This is a genomic window from Scytonema hofmannii PCC 7110, assembly GCF_000346485.2.
Taxonomy (GTDB): domain Bacteria; phylum Cyanobacteriota; class Cyanobacteriia; order Cyanobacteriales; family Nostocaceae; genus Scytonema; species Scytonema hofmannii.
Map to the genome: position 1 here is coordinate 2,775,164 of NZ_KQ976354.1, position 16,629 is coordinate 2,791,792.

The 16,629-nt window shown below is 43.3% G+C and carries 12 protein-coding genes; 2 read left to right on the plus strand and 10 right to left on the minus strand.

The features are described 5' to 3' along the window. Positions 1–67: 67 nt before the first annotated feature. Both WA1_RS11925 and WA1_RS11930 read right to left on the minus strand, forming a co-directional pair. Positions 68–343 carry a hypothetical protein gene (locus WA1_RS11925; RefSeq protein WP_272819121.1) on the minus strand — a complete coding sequence of 92 codons (276 nt, stop codon included), beginning with the start codon at positions 341–343 and terminating at the stop codon, positions 68–70. Between the two features lie 446 nt (positions 344–789). Further along, positions 790–2,379: an alkaline phosphatase D family protein gene (locus WA1_RS11930; protein ID WP_017749109.1), complete on the minus strand. Its 1,590-nt coding sequence runs from the start codon at positions 2,377–2,379 to the stop codon at positions 790–792. Positions 2,380–2,718: 339 nt separating this feature from the next. Between WA1_RS11930 and WA1_RS11935 the strand changes: the two genes are divergently transcribed. Further along, positions 2,719–3,078, plus strand: a complete 360-nt coding sequence (locus WA1_RS11935) for a hypothetical protein (RefSeq protein WP_017749110.1) — start codon at positions 2,719–2,721, stop codon at positions 3,076–3,078. Between the two features lie 77 nt (positions 3,079–3,155). Here the strand turns inward: WA1_RS11935 and WA1_RS11940 are convergent, their stop codons facing one another. Continuing rightward, positions 3,156–3,758, minus strand: a complete 603-nt coding sequence (locus WA1_RS11940) for a Uma2 family endonuclease (RefSeq protein WP_017749111.1) — start codon at positions 3,756–3,758, stop codon at positions 3,156–3,158. 131 nt (positions 3,759–3,889) lie between these two features. Here WA1_RS11940 and WA1_RS11945 point away from each other — a divergent pair, with 131 nt between their 5' ends. Further along, positions 3,890–4,528 carry a Uma2 family endonuclease gene (locus WA1_RS11945; RefSeq protein WP_017749112.1) on the plus strand — a complete coding sequence of 213 codons (639 nt, stop codon included), beginning with the start codon at positions 3,890–3,892 and terminating at the stop codon, positions 4,526–4,528. 227 nt (positions 4,529–4,755) lie between these two features. On the opposite strand, the gene tnpA is transcribed toward WA1_RS11945, so the two are convergent. From tnpA to WA1_RS11980, 7 genes are all read right to left on the minus strand, one after another. Further along, the gene (gene tnpA / locus WA1_RS11950) at positions 4,756–5,169 is read right to left on the minus strand and encodes an IS200/IS605 family transposase (protein WP_017749113.1); all 414 of its coding nucleotides are present in this window, start codon (positions 5,167–5,169) and stop codon (positions 4,756–4,758) included. A 35-nt stretch (positions 5,170–5,204) separates the two neighbouring features. Then, complete coding sequence (locus WA1_RS56885) at positions 5,205–5,354, minus strand: hypothetical protein (RefSeq protein ID WP_017749114.1); 150 nt, start codon at positions 5,352–5,354, stop codon at positions 5,205–5,207. Positions 5,355–5,537: 183 nt separating this feature from the next. Further along, the gene (locus WA1_RS11960; RefSeq protein ID WP_017749115.1) at positions 5,538–6,581 is read right to left on the minus strand and encodes an aldo/keto reductase; all 1,044 of its coding nucleotides are present in this window, start codon (positions 6,579–6,581) and stop codon (positions 5,538–5,540) included. 412 nt (positions 6,582–6,993) lie between these two features. Continuing rightward, positions 6,994–10,581 carry a WD40 domain-containing protein gene (locus WA1_RS11965; RefSeq protein WP_272819122.1) on the minus strand — a complete coding sequence of 1,196 codons (3,588 nt, stop codon included), beginning with the start codon at positions 10,579–10,581 and terminating at the stop codon, positions 6,994–6,996. Next, positions 10,574–12,721, minus strand: a complete 2,148-nt coding sequence (locus WA1_RS11970) for an AAA-like domain-containing protein (RefSeq protein WP_017749118.1) — start codon at positions 12,719–12,721, stop codon at positions 10,574–10,576. The genes WA1_RS11965 and WA1_RS11970 overlap by 8 nt, the downstream gene beginning before the upstream one ends. Before the next feature lie 348 nt (positions 12,722–13,069). Continuing rightward, positions 13,070–14,971 (minus strand): serine/threonine-protein kinase, encoded by a 1,902-nt coding sequence (locus WA1_RS11975; RefSeq protein WP_017749119.1) that lies wholly within the window; start codon positions 14,969–14,971, stop codon positions 13,070–13,072. A gap of 85 nt (positions 14,972–15,056) precedes the next feature. Further along, positions 15,057–16,607, minus strand: coding sequence for a serine/threonine-protein kinase (locus tag WA1_RS11980; RefSeq protein ID WP_017749120.1), 1,551 nt, complete (start codon positions 16,605–16,607; stop codon positions 15,057–15,059). Positions 16,608–16,629: the final 22 nt, after the last annotated feature.

Sequence of the window (16,629 nt, forward strand, 5' to 3'; positions counted from 1 at the left end):
TATCTTTTGTAGAGACGAGACATCTCACGTCGTCTTTACAAAAGATAATTACTATGCGTCATCCTACTTATTCTGATGGGGTTTTTATTTGCAAGTCGTCTTTTTGTTGTCTAACTGAAAAGTCTGTCTCCTGTTTGCTGGTTTGAGCCAAGCCAGCAGCACCAGCGATCGCTGTACTAGCTAGTCCAAGACCAGCAGACCACTTTGCCTCACTAGTTCCTGGTGAGAATAAAGCAACAATACCAATAAAAGCTCCAACACTTGCCAGAAATATGGGGGTGAGAGCGCGAATTACTTCAGGATTGAGAGATTTCATAAAGCTCAGTTCTATAGGTGTGGACATTTATTTATACGTCAAAATAATCTTTAAGCCCCATTTAGCAACGATGTTTATGTAAAATTAATTTTGCCGAGGTACTTATAGATTTGGTTTTAAGCTTTCAGTAAATACACGCTTGAAAATTTCAATTCCCGAATTTATAACCAATTTTTTTTACTGGAAGTAATTAACGCCGACTCGGTTTTAACGGAACTTAGACAAAAATTAAGCTCAAATTAAGCTCAAATGAAACCCAAACTGACTTCACATCCTAGGATGATACTTAGAAAGCTGATACTGTCATGGCACACTTAAGCAAAGTTTTGACTTAACTCCCTCTGCACTTATACGTAATATTTTGAAAAAATTATATAAATATACAAAGTTTTTATCAAATTCTGAAAATTGAACAAGGGGTAATTGAATAACTTTAAACAATTCCCTATGCCCAATTCTCAAATCTAACGCACCTACACTTGTCTTACTGTTCCCTGATTTGGAAGCTCAAAAGATACAGTCGTAGTAATTGGTGCATTAGGATCGGGGACATTTGGTTCGTTGGGTACAGACTGTGGTAACAATCTATAATCACTTCTCCAACGTTCGCGAGTCAAGTCGCAACGAACATAACCGCGTTGTCGTCCATTGAAATACTTCACCCATGGGCTTTCAGGTAAAGCCGCTTCAATTCTGTCGCTTGCGCCAAAACCAGAAGTAATAGAAGTGCCTACAAACTCAGTCCCTACAACCTGAGAATGGGGATTGTTGAAGTCTGCTAAAAGGTCGCTAACCCAACTTGAGTGAGTGTCACCAGTGATAACCACTGGATTGGAGGGTCGGCGTTGATAGAAGAAATCAAGGATGCGTTGACGGTTTGCCACATAACCATCCCAAGCATCAATGTTAAACGCTGACTCTTCCCCTGCAGTCCAATCATGTTGGGTGAAGACTATCTGTTGAGCGAGGACATTCCAACGAGCCTTGGAGCGATCGAGACCATTAAACAGCCATTTCTCCTGTTTGGAACCAGTCAAAGTGGCAGATGGGTCTAAAGCCCCTTCACATCGGGGTTTAATACCATCATCACAAGGCTGATCGGTACGATACTGGCGAGTATCTAGCACGTTAAATTCTACCAAGTCACCAAAAGTGAGACGCCGATAAAGTTGCAGATCGATACCTTCTGGTTTTGACAACGGACGTAGTGGCATATGTTCGTAATAAGCTTGGAAAGCAGCAGCACGTCGTGCAAGAAACTGTTCTCTTGACTGTAATTGTGGGTCTTGAGGAATTTCATCTGCCCAATTGTTATCGACTTCATGGTCATCCCATGTCACAGCCCAGGGGAAAGCTGCGTGAACGGATTGTAAGTTTTCGTCAGTTTTATATAAGGCGTGACGGTTGCGATACTCTTCAACCGTAATGGGTTCTGGTCCGTTATGCTGTCTGATACGAGTGGGATTTGCCGCTCCTTCGTATATATAATCGCCAAGATGAACGACGAGATCGAGTTCCTCTTTTGCCATATGCTTATAGGCTGCATAGTAACCATCTTCCCAATTCTGACAAGAAGCAAATGCAAAGCGGAATCGTTCTATTTTTTGCCCAAGAGTAGGAGCTGTGCGAGTACGTCCAACAGGGCTAATTTCATTCCCTGCTTTAAACTGATACCAATACCATCGAGCAGGTTGCAATCCTTCGACAACAACGTGTACTGAGTGTCCTAATTCGGGAATTGCATAAGTTGTACCACTCCGCACAACCTTTGTCATTTTCTCATCAGTAGCAACTTGCCATTGTACGGGAATATTTTCTGATGGCATTCCGCCTCCGTTGAGTGGATCTGGAGCCAACCGCGTCCAAATAACAACACTTTTGGGATAGGGTTCTCCTGATGCGACACCAAGACTAAAGGGATAGTTAGAAAATTTGGCTTGAGCATTGACTTTGTTTGTCCACTGGGTTGTCAGTGCTAAACCTGTTAAGAATCCACCACCAATTAAAAGGTTACGACGCTTCAACGGAGTTGATAGCAATCGTTCGATATGCAAGTGCTTCATGACAAATCTCGCCTCTTGGTATTTAGCAGGACTTTTTTCTCAACACTGAAATAACTTTATCTAGATCCCCGACTTCTCAAAGAAGTCGAGGATCTCATGAGTTCTGACTTTATAAATACGCATCAAAAGATTAACAATTTAACGTCTAATGTAGAGTTAAGAGACTGTTAAATATTGCTTAATGTTATTAGATATCTCTAGAAACTAATTATGCATTACCCGAAAGTCTTAGTAGGGGCGCAAGGCATTGCGCCCTTAAATTTTTTCTGGAGATGTCTATTTGAAATAATTATGCACTTTTAGGATTAATATAAATATTAAGTCTGAGATTATATCAATATGAGTCTACTTAAACATCTTTCTTTGGTACTAGTAATTGCTATATGCTTTTTCTTCGCACTTCCCGCATATGCATCTTTTTGTCGCAATGACAATGGGCATCAGATTTGTATTATTGATATCAAACGAAGTGCCAAAAATTATTGGGAATATAGGGCTGTTCTCAATGTTGATGGGGTGAAAAGACCTGTTGAGGTTTATAATTGTCGCGATCGCAAGAAAATTCAAAAAGACGGAACTGCTTTACCTTTTGGAAAAAACGATCCCGGAGAGATTGTTTGTCGTCTTTTTAAGAAAACGCGATCGCCTTTGGCGCAAGCCGTACCCGGCTTATCGTCTGCTAATCAGAATAGCGGATAGTGCGTGTAGAGCAATGGGTTATGGTCGTGAGTGCGATCGCTCTTCATTTAAATTTATCCAAACAAGCGTGACATCTATCACCAGATTTTCTCCATTCGCAGAACAAATCCTGGTAACACCAGTTCGCCGCTAACTATTTCGGGATTATCTAGAATTTCAGGTTCTCGATTGGGACGGTAGATATGAACTTTACGGTTTTTGCGATCGATTAACCATCCTAACGATGCACCATTATCAATATATTCCTGCATTTTGGATTGTAATTCATCAAGGCGATCGCTCTGTGAACGTAACTCAATTACGAAATCCGGACAAATAGGAGCAAATGAAGCTTTTTGTTCCTCACTTAAGGCATTCCATCGCTCTAGTTTAATCCATGAGGCATCAGGGGAACGAGTTGCCCTATTGGGTAAGGTAAAGCCTGCACTGGAATCAAAAGGCTCACCTGTTCCATCTTGTTCTGCCCAGTTCCCCAACTGTACAGCTATCTTAAAGTTGCGGTTGCCTGTGTCTGAAAAGGCTGGTGGCATAACGATGACTTCTCCACTGACATTGCGCTCAATTCTCAAATCGGGATTGGCTTGACAGAATTCGTAGAACTGTTCTACAGTCATCGATTTGATAGAAGGAAGATTGACTGTCAGTGGGACGCTTTGGGTTTGAATTAATAGCGTCGTCATTTGTTGTTCCTCGTTTTGTTATTCGTCATGCAAGTCTATGCTATCTTAAGTCCGATCGGGATCGCGATCTTATTTTAAGATCGATTTAAGTTGATAAAAACTCACACCAGTTGTGTAGGAAAACAGTATCTATGGTAATGAGTGCGATCGCTCTTCGTTTAGAGCCAGGTCAAAAAATAACTTTGCAACCCGTGTCTTGGCAACGTTTTGAAGAAATTTTAGGTCAGTTAGACAACAAGCGTTCCTCAAGAATTGCCTATGCTAAAGGAATTTTACAAATTATGTCACCCTTACCAGAACACGAACGTACCAAAGTTATACTTGCTGATATGGTCAAAATCTTGCTGAAAGTGCAAAAACGAGCGTGGGAACCTCTTGGCTCTACAACCTTTAAGCGAGAGAGTATGGTAGCTGGAATTGAACCAGATGATTGCTTTTATATTCAAAACTATAAAGCTGTTATAGGCAAAACAAGACTAGATTTGTCTCAAGATCCGCCACCCGATTTAGCATTGGAAACCGATCTGACATCAGAAACGGAAACAGATGCTTATGAAGCATTGGGAGTACCAGAATTATGGATATACTCTCGTGGCACATTAACAATCAATGTGCTGCAAGAAGGTAAGTATCTTGAATCCTTAACATCTCCTATATTTCCTAATATAGCACTTATAGAAATCATCCCAAGATATATGGAACGTGCCAAAATTGTTGGAGCCAGTCAAGCTTTACAAGAATTTGAATTATTTATTAACAACCAATTTTGATAAATAAGTCAGCAAAACTCAATTTAATTTGTCATTAGTCATTTGTCATTTATCATTTGTTGTTTGTAAGGATTTATTATAATTCGATTTATTTCCACCTAACTACCAATAACTTAATGGGAGGATGAGAGCCTTTGAAGATGTGTTTCGTCATAGAGACACATCTGTGCTTTAGCCTGCATGGTGAAATCCGACTCAACAGGTTTTAACCTGTTGTATCCGTTATACTATTTGCTTTTTTGATTCTCAATGTATTTTCGCACAACCTCAGTACTAACTTGCCCGGTAGAAGCTACAAAGTAACTGGGACTCCACAATGACGGCATTTTTAAAAGTTCGGGAAATTCTTTTCGCAGGTGATGACTGGCTCGTCCCTTAATCCATCTCGCTATGTCTGCTGGTGATTCCTGTGTGGGTGCGTTCAGAAAGCAATGTACGTGATCTGGCATGATCTCAAGTGCTATCAATTTCCATCCATGCTCTTGTGTTAGTTCAAATATGATTGCCTGTAATCGTTGAGCAATATCTTTAACCAACACAGCTTTTCGCCGTTTAGGTACAAATACAAATTGATAGTTTAGGGAAGATACAGATCCTTCAGTTCTACGGTATTCGTAATCTTGTAAAGAAAGTTTAGCCATAATGGACTTTATGTTGTCGCTTTACGTTGTTACTACTATACTAAACAAGATAAGGAGGCTCGCTCTTGAGAAAAGGCAGCTTTGGTTAATTCTAAAGCAACGATCGCATCACCCCTTTGACGGGCTAGAAATGCTTGGTCAACAAGCTCCATTGCTTCTCGATGAAGAATTTCTACGTCTTGCATTTTTCAACTATCTGAGTACGTGGTGTGCTAAATTCAACAACGCAGACGTAGCCAGGAGACAAAGTATCCGAGGCGCTAATCTGTTCTAATTTCATGTTAACTCTAGATTGTATTATGCTTTCAGAGCCTCTGCGGATGCCAGAAACTTCCAATCCAAAATCTAAAATCCAAAATCCAAAATTGTTAAGCCCATTCCCGGAAAAAACTACTATCTTGCCAAACAGAAGCAGTCCGTTGTTCGATCGCCTGTAATTCCTGCTTTGAAAGTGACTGAAAAGCGCTTGCCACTTTAACATTTTGCTCCAGCAACTTTACATCTTCTGCGGCAATAATACAACAGTGAACGCCCGGTTGAGACAAAGCATATCCCATCGCTTGATGCATTCCATCCAAGATACCAGGTTTAAACAGACGACCGTAAGCAGGCACTTTCATAGCAATGATACCAGTATTGTTTTTTTGAGCCACTGGTAGCACACCTGTAATAAACGGGCTGGGAGTATGTTTGTCAGCAGCATTGATGGGGATAAGAGCGGTGTCAAATGGATAGCGGCGAAGTGCTTGAGCAATAATTGCCGGGTTATTGTGTCCCGTAATACCAACAAAGCGCACTATTTTTTGCTCTTTTGCTTCCCGTGCAGCTCTTATTGCACCATGTTTGGAATTGAAAATGGCATCCAAATTCCAGTCAAAGGAAACAGAATGAAACTGCCACAAGTCAAGATAATCAGTTTTTAAACGTTTGAGAGATTGCTCTAATTCTTGCCATGCGCGATCGCGATCCCTAGCATTGCTTTTACTTGCCAAAAATATTTCCTTGCGATAGGGTGGTAGGACTTTACCCAAACGTTCTTCACTCGGTCCGTAATTAGAAGCCGTATCAAAGTAACGAATCCCCAATTCATATGCTCGTTCAATAATTGCTATGGAGTTAGCTTCCTCATCTTCTTGAAGACGAGAGAGAGGAGACGCAGATCCTCCCAAACCAAGGATAGGAACTGTGACACCCGTGCGACCCAAAACTCTTTGCGGCATTTTTTCTAAAGATGTACTAGATACTAAGGTAGATACATCTTGCGAGTTCAGATCTACTGTAGAACTAGAATTCTCCACCGGTTCAACCGTGGAATTTGTGAGTTGCTGACAAGCTGAAGTTCCCACAATTCCACCAGCAACAGCCGCGCTAGTTTTCAGAAAATTGCGCCTAGTTGTCTTGTTGCTTGCCATGGTGCTCACCCAATAGATGTTACATACTATTTTCTCTGCTACCTGTCAAGTAAAAAATCTATCTCTCGATACTAATCAGGAAAGCTCAACAATTTAAAATTCTAAATCAGCGATCGCAAAATTTTCCCTATGACTGGGAGCATCCCAATTTGGAACAAACACCCAAGCGATTGAAATCGCGGCTATACAAACTAAGTCCGCGTAGGCGGACTTAAATATTAAGTTCACGCAGGTGAACTTTGTTTGTGTAGCCTCAGAATTCTATTCTGAAGGCATATTTGCCAAAACGGGATGTTTCCGTACTACATTTTAACGCAAGCGATCGCACAATCTTGCATTATTGTTGTTTAGACAGTATTGAGCAAACAAAATTCGCCTGGGCTTTAAGAAAAAATGCAAGCGTTAGATGCGATTATTTCCTAATGCCAATACCATCACACAACTTGCGATCTTCTTCCTTAGCATTGGGGTTATTTTTAAGATAATTATACGTCCAATAGTCATGAATCCAAACACAGCCCTTTGCCAGTAAATCATCCAAATCAAAATTCCACAAGCGTACCGTACTGTCAGAACTTGCAGTGGCAATGGTCTTGCCATCTGGGCTGAAGGCTACGCTATTGACAGTACCGCTATGCCCTTTGAGGGTTTGAAGGGATTCACCTTTGAGATTCCACAAGCGTACCGTTCTGTCAGAACTTGCTGTGGCAATGGTCTTGCCATCTGGGCTGAAGGCTACACTATTGACAGTACCGCTATGCCCTTTGAGGGTTTGCAGGGATTCGCCTTTGAGATTCCACAAGCGTACCGTACTGTCATCACTTGCTGTGGCAATGGTCTTGCCATCTGGGCTGAAGGCTACACTATTGACAGTACCGCTATGCCCTTTGAGGGTTTGAAGGGATTCACCTTTAAGATTCCACAAGCGTACCGTACTGTCAGAACTTGCAGTGGCAATGGTCTTGCCATCTGGGCTGAAGGCTACACTATTGACAGTACCGCTATGCCCTTTGAGGGTTTGAAGGGATTCACCTTTAAGATTCCACAAGCGTACCGTACTGTCATCACTTACTATGTCAGAACTTACTGTGGCAATGGTCTTGCCATCTGGGCTGAAGGCTATACTATTGACAAACTTGCTCTGCTCAGTGAGGGTTTGAAGGGATTCACCTTTGAGATTCCACAAGCGTACCGTGTCATCATTTACCGGACTGTCAGAACTTACTGTGGCAATGGTCTTGCCATCTGGGCTGAAGGCTACACTATTGACAAACTTGCTCTGCCCAGTGAGGGTTTGAAGGGATTCACCTTTGAGATTCCACAAGCGTACCGTACTGTCATCACTTGCTGTAGCAATGGTCTTGCCATCTGGGCTGAAGGCTACACTTCTGACAAAATCGCTATGTCCTTTGAGGGTTTGCAGGGATTCGCCTTTGAGATTCCACAAGCGTACTGTTCTGTCATCACTTGCTGTGGCAATGGTTTTGCCATCTGGGCTGAAGGCTACACTAGAGATATATCCGCTATACCCGGTGAGGGTTTGAAGGGATTCACCTTTGAAATTCCACAAGCGTACCGTTCTGTCATCACTTACTGTAGCAATGGTCTTGCCATCTGGGCTGAAGGCTACACTTCTGACAAAATCGCTATGTCCTTTGAGGGTTTGCAGGGATTCGCCTTTGAGATTCCACAAGCGTACTGTTCTGTCAGAACTTGCTGTGGCAATGGTCTTGCCATCTGGGCTGAAGGCTACACTATTGACAAAATAGTTATGCCCTTTGAGGGTTTGCAGGGATTCACCTTTAAGATTCCACAAGCGTGCCGTTCTGTCAGAACTTGCTGTGGCAATGGTCTTGCCATCTGGGCTGAAGGCTACACTATTGACAGTACCGCTATGCCCTTTGAGGGTTTGCAGGGATTCACCTTTGAGATTCCACAAGCGTACCGTACTATCATCACTTGCTGTGGCAATGGTCTTGCCATCTGAGTTGAAGGCTACACTTCTGACAGTACCGCTATGCCCTTTGAGGGTTTGCAGGGATTCACCTTTGAGATTCCACAAGCGTACCGTACTGTCATCACTTGCTGTGGCAATGGTCTTGCCATCTGGGCTGAAGGCTACACTTCTGACAAAATCGCTATGCCCGGTGAGGCGATTTCGTTCTTTGATCTCGTAAACGATTCTATGTAAAACAGAGATTGCCTTGGATCGAGTATCACCTTCTAATGTCTTGCTTTTCACCTTTTTTCCCAATTTCACCCCTGCGGCTAATGTATCAAGTTCAGGGTAGGAAGCTAGCAAGTTTTCTGTAGTCAAACTTTGTGCCAGAATTTCCGCATTGGCTTGTAGTTTTTCGGCTTGTGTTTTAGCATTGTTTGCGTCTGTTTCTTTTTGCTTGGCAATATCTCGTTGCTTTTGCGCTTCGCGTTGGCGTTGTACAGCTAATTTTTCAGCAGCTTGGGTTTTTTGAAGAGAATTAGCTAACTGTTTTCCACGTTGTTCTGCTATTTGGCGTTGCCTTGCTTCTGCTTGTTGAGCCAGTTTGGTTTTTTGCAGAGAATCTGCTATTTGTTTTCTCCGTTGTTCTGCTATTTGGCGTTGTTTTACTTCTGCTTGTTGAGCCAGTTTGGTTTTTTGCAGAGAATCAGCTAACTGTGTTCCACGTTGTTCTGCTATTTGGCGTTGCTTTTGTTCTTCTCGTTGTGATGCTTCAGCACGTCTTTGAGCTTTTTCTGCTTGTTGCGCGTTTTGTTTTGCCAACTTTTCATTTTTTATAGCTTCTTGTTTTTGTGTTAGTGCTTCTCGACGTTGCTTTTCCGCATGCAACGCTATTGCCACTACCACAACAGAAAATACTGCTGCTGTCATAAGTATAGGTAGTGATGGCTTGAGGCGTTCCCACAAATCTCGCAACTTTAACGGTAAATGTTGATTAACCCACTTTAAATCAAATACCCTGTGATAAATTTGATTCCGCACCTTCAACACCGCATTCTCTCGCTTGACTACACCTGAAAGCTTGAGATGCGATTTTACAAGTGACCTTTCTTCATCTAAAACAGGGAGCCTACCCCAACGAATACTACGATAAGTTGTCAGCACGCCTTTTTCGTCCGGTGCGCGTTTGGTTAACATATCCCGCACGAACTGCAAGTTATTATCTTGCTCGCTCATTTTCCCAAAAAAGTTACTGCTGACTACACCATCAACATCTGCTTGCGACCAACTTTTCTGCTCTTTTTGTCTAATTATGCTACAAAGCCGTTGCGTTAAATAGGGATGTCCTCCCGTCCATTTCAGCACCCACTTCAAAACTTGTCGTGCTTCATCTTTTGATAAATCCAATCCCTCAGCCAGAGGTTTTGCTTCTTCAAAAGTAAAATCTGTCAGGTCAACAAGCTGACCGATATTAAAGGGTGTTCGTTTGGGATCGCGGATCAAATCGCCGGGAGTTGCGACACCAATCAACACAAAGGAAAGACGGTGAAATTCTGGTTCTGAAGCACGGGCAACGTATAGGGAACGAACGGCGGCAAAAAAGTCATCCGTAAAATCAAGTCTTAATGTTGTATCAATTTCATCGACAAAAATCACTATAGGTGTCGCTACTTCTGGTAAAAGCACCTCTCGAAAAAACAGAGTTAACCTTTGGGTAAAGCCTAAATGGGAACGTTCTTGCCACCACTGCACTACATCTGTCTCTAACAACAGAGTTCCTTCGACGATGGTAAGTAATCCTAAATACCACTGTTCGGCTGTTACCTGTGTCCCCACCTGTGTCAAATCAATGACAACGGACTGAATATCTTCTTCAGCGAGTCGTTCCACAGTCCGCACCATCAAACTGGATTTACCCATTTGCCGTGACGTGAGAATGTAAGAAAATTTACTTTCTCGACACAGTCCAATCAGTTCCTCATCGGCTTGACGAGCAATGTAAACACCGTTTTGATTAACCTGTACGGTTCCGCCAACTGTGTAAATATTTGCTTTACTCACGTAGGTTCTCCCGGAAATACTCGGCATAAAGCTGACAGCGCGGAACGATCGCTTTTCCTTCTTCTCTTACCAAGCCTGCACCCCGCAATCGCCAAAAGATACGTTTATCAGCACAGTTGTTTTGACGAATAATTTCTAATAAACCTTGGATTAATTCTGTTTTATTATGTAGCAGTGAAAGGTGATGGCGTAGGTGATCCCCAAAAGGCCCGCTATCATTGATGGCATTGGCAAATAAATCATTTGGGGAAATTTGCTGACTGGCTATTAAGTATAGCGATCGCCTGATTAAATAAGGATGCCCTCCGAGTAGCCCAATCAATCGTCTTTCTTCACTGGGGTTGAATGGTAAACCGTGACGCTGGTTGAGATCTGCTACCTGTTCGGGGCCGAAATCTCCCATTTCTATCACCTGTCCAACGTTAAAGGGGGATTGGTTCAAGTCGTCTATCAGTTGATAGGGTTCTGTGGAGGTAACTAGGGTGAGATCGAAGTTTTTCCAAATGGGCGTTGTAGCGCGACAGTTGTGCCAACTCCGCAACATTCCAAAGAAATCGTTGCGAAACTCAGCGTCAAAAACTTTATCGACTTCATCCATGGCTAAAACCAATGGTTGTTTGCCCAATCCTTTTAATATATGGCGGCTGATATAACGGGTACAGCGTTGAGTATTTCCCAACGGAGCACGCCAACATTCATCAACACGATCTTCCATATCGAGTTCATCACTCACCCAGGAGCAAAACTGGCGGAAGAAAAGTTCGCTATCTTGCAGGGCTGCTTTATCAAACAGTTGGAAATCTAAATACGCCACTCGCTTACCTGCTTTCTCGGCTGTTTCTTTGATGCGAATCAACAGCGAACTTTTTCCAACTTGTCTCGATCCTTTGATTGCGATAGTGACTCCTTTTTGCTCGATAGTTCGTAATGCGATCGCATCGCACGGACGTTCGACATAAAATTGAGATTCACTGTCCATTGTCCCTTCTGGCATTTCCAATTGTGCGTTCGGGAAGGGACGGGGAAAGGATAATGCCTCACTGGCTCTCAGTAAACTGGGCTTTTGTGCTTCACCGATACTCAATTCACCGCCTGCGATCGCTTGAGTTAACTCTGCTATTAGGCGTGGTGTATCGCTATCATCTTGCCAAAACGCCCAATTGATGGAGTCTAAGTAAGCACTTAACGGATACTGAAACTGTTCTCGATATGCCAAACGCACGGGAAGAATCGCAGGGCGTCCTCCGTGTAATTGTGCCAGCTCGTGCGCCCTCTGAATTTCCAATCCCAGCATCTCGCTGTGGACTGAACGAGAGGAAAGAAAAACAATCAGAAAATCTGATTTACAGAGTTGCTTTTCTATACACTCAGCCCAACGAGTCCCCACCACCATTCTTTGGTCGATAAAGACCTCATGGTGTTGCGACAGCGAATGATATAGTTGTAAAGCCAGTGCTTCATCAGGGTCAGCATTGCGCTTGTAACTGATAAAAATGTGCTTGCGGTCTGTTGGTTTAGCGTCTGGTAATTTCTCAATTCCTTTTCCTACAGAAGAAGACAATCCATCTTGTGACTTCTTCTTGAGTACAGGAGTCTGGTATTCTGGTAGCCCAACCAAACGAGAACTCCCCAATTCAAAAGCAAACTCAATAGTTCTCCCAGCTGCTAGGGCATCGTAAAATGCCATAGAAAAAGCAATAGCTGCATTATCCCCAATTGTCTGATTTGTTCCTATCACATAACTGACGTGTTGTGCGATCGCTTGTGCTTGTACTTCAGAATAGCAGGCATTGAGTACCACACACTCAATACTCTCTGAAGCAAACAGCTTAAACATACGCGCCAATTCATTTGCCTGTACCAGTGCTGCTTCCCCTGCCTCATCTTCCAACACAATACCATCCTCCCCTGCACCATGCCCGCAAAAGTGAACGATCTGGGGTTGAGTGTCAAGAATTGATCGGTAAAAGTCGCGGGATCTGACTGCCCATTTTTGCTCTAATTGAAATTGCTCGCGTTTGTTCGCTCGTCGCAACCCTTCATCAATCTCCTGTACCTCTTTGTCCAATCGCAATCGAGAGGTATTTGTCGGGTTTGCAGCCAGAATCAATATAGTTTTGACACGCGGGTTATCTCTCATGCTGGGAACCGAGGATTAAGTGCTAGTACTGATGCACTGTTAGTTTATTGACTCCTGTTGCGTACAGGTTACGATACTTACTTCATATTAGGAGAAACAAAGCTTGACTTATGCAGAAATTTACTGAGTTTTTTACGGAAATACCATAAAACCCTCGGCGTTGCTGAATCAATGTATGAACCCTAGTTAAACCCGCAAGATTTACCCTCACCCTAACCCTCTCCCAAAGGGAGAGGGGACAAGAATTCTAGCTCCCTTCTCCCTTTGGGAGAAGGGTTGGGGATGAGGGCAATTCATACTGTTATTCAGCAACGCCAAACCCCCCTACATAGAGCCACTGCTCACTGCTCACTGATGTAAGTCTGCATCCCAAACAGCAATGTAAATTTGGTCTTCATTGTTGCGTTCTATCACTCCTTTTAACCCACCAAGATTAAAAGAATATCTATTATTTTGACGCTCATAAACTTTTTGTAACCCTTGCTTAATTTCACCAGAAGCACTACCTCCCAGCATTCCTTGTAATGTATTTTGCATTACATCTGGTTCAACAGATTGAGCAAAAGCCACCTCTGTTTGGCGCAAAACGCCCGTTCTACGGTCAAATAAATAACCAAGGTCAACCCGATTTGGCTCTAAATTGTAAAGATAAGCACGAGTATTCCACAAACCCCGAGAACGCTTTCCTGGTTTTCCTAACGCCGCTCGAACTGAATCTTCAGGCGTACCAACGGGGAATGCAGGGACATTGCTACCTTTTGTATTGGCTGTGGCAACTTTTTGCTTTTCCTCTTTTTCCGCTTGTTCTTCTTTTTCCTCTTTTGGTGGGTCAGCCTCGGAGGTTGGCTCAGTTACTGGCGTTTCCGATCGCTCTTCTGGTTGTGGTGCGGATGCAACAGGGGATTGAGAATCTTCTGCTTGTGGAGGTTGTTCTGAGGCTGGTTGAGATGTGGATGCTTCTTCTTGTTCTTGAGGTGCAGAATTTTCTGTGGATTGAGACGGTGTGGAAGTTTCTACTGGCTGTGGTGGTGGGTTGTTAACGACTGGATCGGGTGCAACTGGTGCTGGAGGTGGGACAACAACTCTAGGCATATTTCTATTAGACTCAGTTGGCACAACAGATGTTGGTGAAGGAGTTGGAGTTGTAATATTTGCTTCTGGGGCTTGTTCTGTGACAGGTGATTTCGCAACAGAAACTTCGGGTTCTGGTTGACGGTTCATGCTAGCGAACGCAACGGCTCCAATTAAGCTCCCAACAACCAAACTCCCTGCAATCCAGGCTGGTTTTTGCCAATTAGAAGAAATTACTGGATTTTTAGTACTGTTCGGATGGAGTTGGGTATTTTGGGAAGAAGCCGTAGCACCAGCAGACAGGGGTATTGTGACTTGTCCCGTAGCTGATTGTGGGATAATGGTTGGCGGAGCAGTTGCAGATTGTAAAGCATGTAACATTTTACTAGCAGTTGTGTAGCGATCGCCTGCATTCTGCTTAATAGCGCGATCAATAACTTCTGCCAAAGTTGAGGACACCCCAGAGGCATGTTGACGCCAAATAATTTCACCTGTTTGAGGATGAGTTTCTAATTCGTAAGGACGTTTACCAGTCAGTAAATAGATCGCCGTAACGCCCAAACTGTATATGTCAGTTGCATAAACCGGGCGTCCAATAGCTTGCTCGCTAGACATATACCCTGGCGTGCCAATGATAATCGATTGCGTCAGGTTTCCAGAAGTCGTCGCGACTGAACGTATTGTTTCTTTGACAGCACCAAAATCGATGAGAACTGGTTTATTGTTCAAAGAGCGAAGAATAATATTCTCAGGTTTGATATCTCGGTGGATAATACCTTTACTGTGGACATAATCTAACACAGACAGGAGACTCAACAAAATTGCTCTGACTTCTATTTCGCTCAACGCCCCCTTAGCGTTGATAACATCTGTCAAAGTTTCACCTTGAATCCACTCTTGAACCAAGTAAAACTGTCCTTGTTCCGAAAAGTAGGCATAAAGCTTGGGAATTTGTTCGCTTCCTTCACCCAAAAATTCCAAGGTGGCGGCTTCTCGCTCAAACCGCTGTTGAATCATTTGGTAAGTTTTCGGGTCCTTTGTCACCGGTTTGAGTTGCTTGATTACGCAGCGTCGGCGAGAAGGCATATGGACATCCTCCGCCAAAAAGGTGTCACCAAATCCGCCAGATCCCAGCACCTGGATAACTTGATACCGATTGTTCAGCAGCTTTGTTGTCATACTGAGATTGAAGCCCTCACCCAACTTAGACTAGGATAACGCAAGCTGCTAATGTAGCTTAAACTGTTAAACAAGGCAAAAAATTTTATCTTGCATCAGCTATAATCCATTTGCTGTTCTGAGCATCCCACAAAAGGAAAAAACGCACGGAACTGGGAACAACTTTTCCCGTTTTCATAAAGTACCTTAATTGAGCATTGACTGTTGCTGTTTCCGTACCTGCTTCCACTAAACTGACTTGTTCGAGTTCTACACGTTGAACCTGTCCCCCCCACCAATCAATGTAGGAAAGATAACCATTTGGGTGAAGCCGTTGATTGTTTTGGTAAGTGGGAGAAAGTTGATTCCATCCCGTTTGATATTCACCTCGATTAATTGTTGAGTAATAATTTTGAATTGCTTGTTCTGGTGATGGTTGATCGACTGAAGGCGATGATGAATCGGAAACTTGAGGAGATGGAGTTGTCTCAGGAACCTGCGTTTCTTGGGATGGTATGGTTTCTTGAGGTTCCTCAGAAGGTTCTGCTGACGGTTGAATGGATGTTTGGGTTTGCTGTGTTGATGATTGTTGTACCTGTTGTTGAGATTGTTTCCAGTTAAAAATCACAAAGATACCAGTACCAATGGCAACAGTCACACCAATAGCAGCCAATAAACTACCAATGAACGTGCCGTCGAACCAATTAGATGGTCTGCTACTTTGAGAGGAAGGTTGTGAGGATTGCGCCGGACTAATAGGAAGGGTGTGTTGAGGTGTAGGGTTAGGGGGTGTAGTAGGAACTTGTGGGTGGATGTAAGGAACAGTAGGTGCAACTGGTACTGTCCCAGTTTGTAAAGCTTGTAGCATTTCTCTAGCAGTGGTAAAGCGATCGTGCGTACTAAATTGAATTGCTTTTTCCAGAACTGCTGCGAAACTTGGCGTTACACTCAAAGCATATTGCCTCCATAATACAGCACCTGTAGCGGGATCGGTGCCTAACTCTTGGGGAGATTTGCCTGTCAGCAAATAAATTGCCGTCAACCCCAAACTGTAGAGATCGCTAGCAAACATGGGACGACCAACCGATTGCTCGCTAGGCATATATCCTGGCGTACCAATCACAATTGATTTGGTGGAATTGCCAGAAGGTGTCATGACTGTTCCTACAGTTTCTTTAACTGCACCAAAATCAATTAAAACTGGTTGCTCATCGCGATGACGAATGAGAATATTCTCTGGTTTGATGTCGCGATGAACAATGCCTTTATTGTGAACAAATTCCAGAACTGGCAAAATACTGGTTAAAATTTCTTTGACCGAACTCTCACTGAGCAGACCCTGTTGTTGCACCTTTGCTGTCAGAGTTTGTCCTTCAATATACTCTTGAACTAAGTAGAATTGACCATTTTCTGAAAAGTAAGCGTACAAGCGGGGAATTTGGCTGCTACCATCTCCAAGGTCTTCTAGAATTGCTGCTTCACGCCGGAATCGCTGCTGTACTAGTTCGTAGACTTGAGGATTATCCTGAATTGGTTTCAGTTGTTTGATAACACAGCGGCGCTGTGAGGGCATTTGGGTATCTTCTGCCAAGAATGTTTCACCAAATCCTCCATTCCCCAAAGTGCGAAGAACTCGATAGCGGTTGTTAAGCAGCATAACAGTGACCAGTGAGCAGTGA

Excerpts from the sequence above, each read along its gene's own strand:
- tnpA (WP_017749113.1), bottom strand. The coding sequence starts at position 5,169 with ATGGCTAAACTTTCTTTACAAGATTACGAATACCGTAGAACTGAAGGA.
- WA1_RS11975 (WP_017749119.1), bottom strand. The coding sequence starts at position 14,971 with ATGACAACAAAGCTGCTGAACAATCGGTATCAAGTTATCCAGGTGCTG.
- WA1_RS11970 (WP_017749118.1), bottom strand. The coding sequence starts at position 12,721 with ATGAGAGATAACCCGCGTGTCAAAACTATATTGATTCTGGCTGCAAAC.
- WA1_RS11940 (WP_017749111.1), bottom strand. The coding sequence starts at position 3,758 with ATGACGACGCTATTAATTCAAACCCAAAGCGTCCCACTGACAGTCAAT.
- WA1_RS11925 (WP_272819121.1), bottom strand. The coding sequence starts at position 343 with ATGTCCACACCTATAGAACTGAGCTTTATGAAATCTCTCAATCCTGAA.
- WA1_RS56885 (WP_017749114.1), bottom strand. The coding sequence starts at position 5,354 with ATGCAAGACGTAGAAATTCTTCATCGAGAAGCAATGGAGCTTGTTGAC.
- WA1_RS11935 (WP_017749110.1), top strand. The coding sequence starts at position 2,719 with ATGAGTCTACTTAAACATCTTTCTTTGGTACTAGTAATTGCTATATGC.
- WA1_RS11945 (WP_017749112.1), top strand. The coding sequence starts at position 3,890 with ATGGTAATGAGTGCGATCGCTCTTCGTTTAGAGCCAGGTCAAAAAATA.
- WA1_RS11960 (WP_017749115.1), bottom strand. The coding sequence starts at position 6,581 with ATGGCAAGCAACAAGACAACTAGGCGCAATTTTCTGAAAACTAGCGCG.
- WA1_RS11930 (WP_017749109.1), bottom strand. The coding sequence starts at position 2,379 with ATGAAGCACTTGCATATCGAACGATTGCTATCAACTCCGTTGAAGCGT.
- WA1_RS11980 (WP_017749120.1), bottom strand. The coding sequence starts at position 16,607 with ATGCTGCTTAACAACCGCTATCGAGTTCTTCGCACTTTGGGGAATGGA.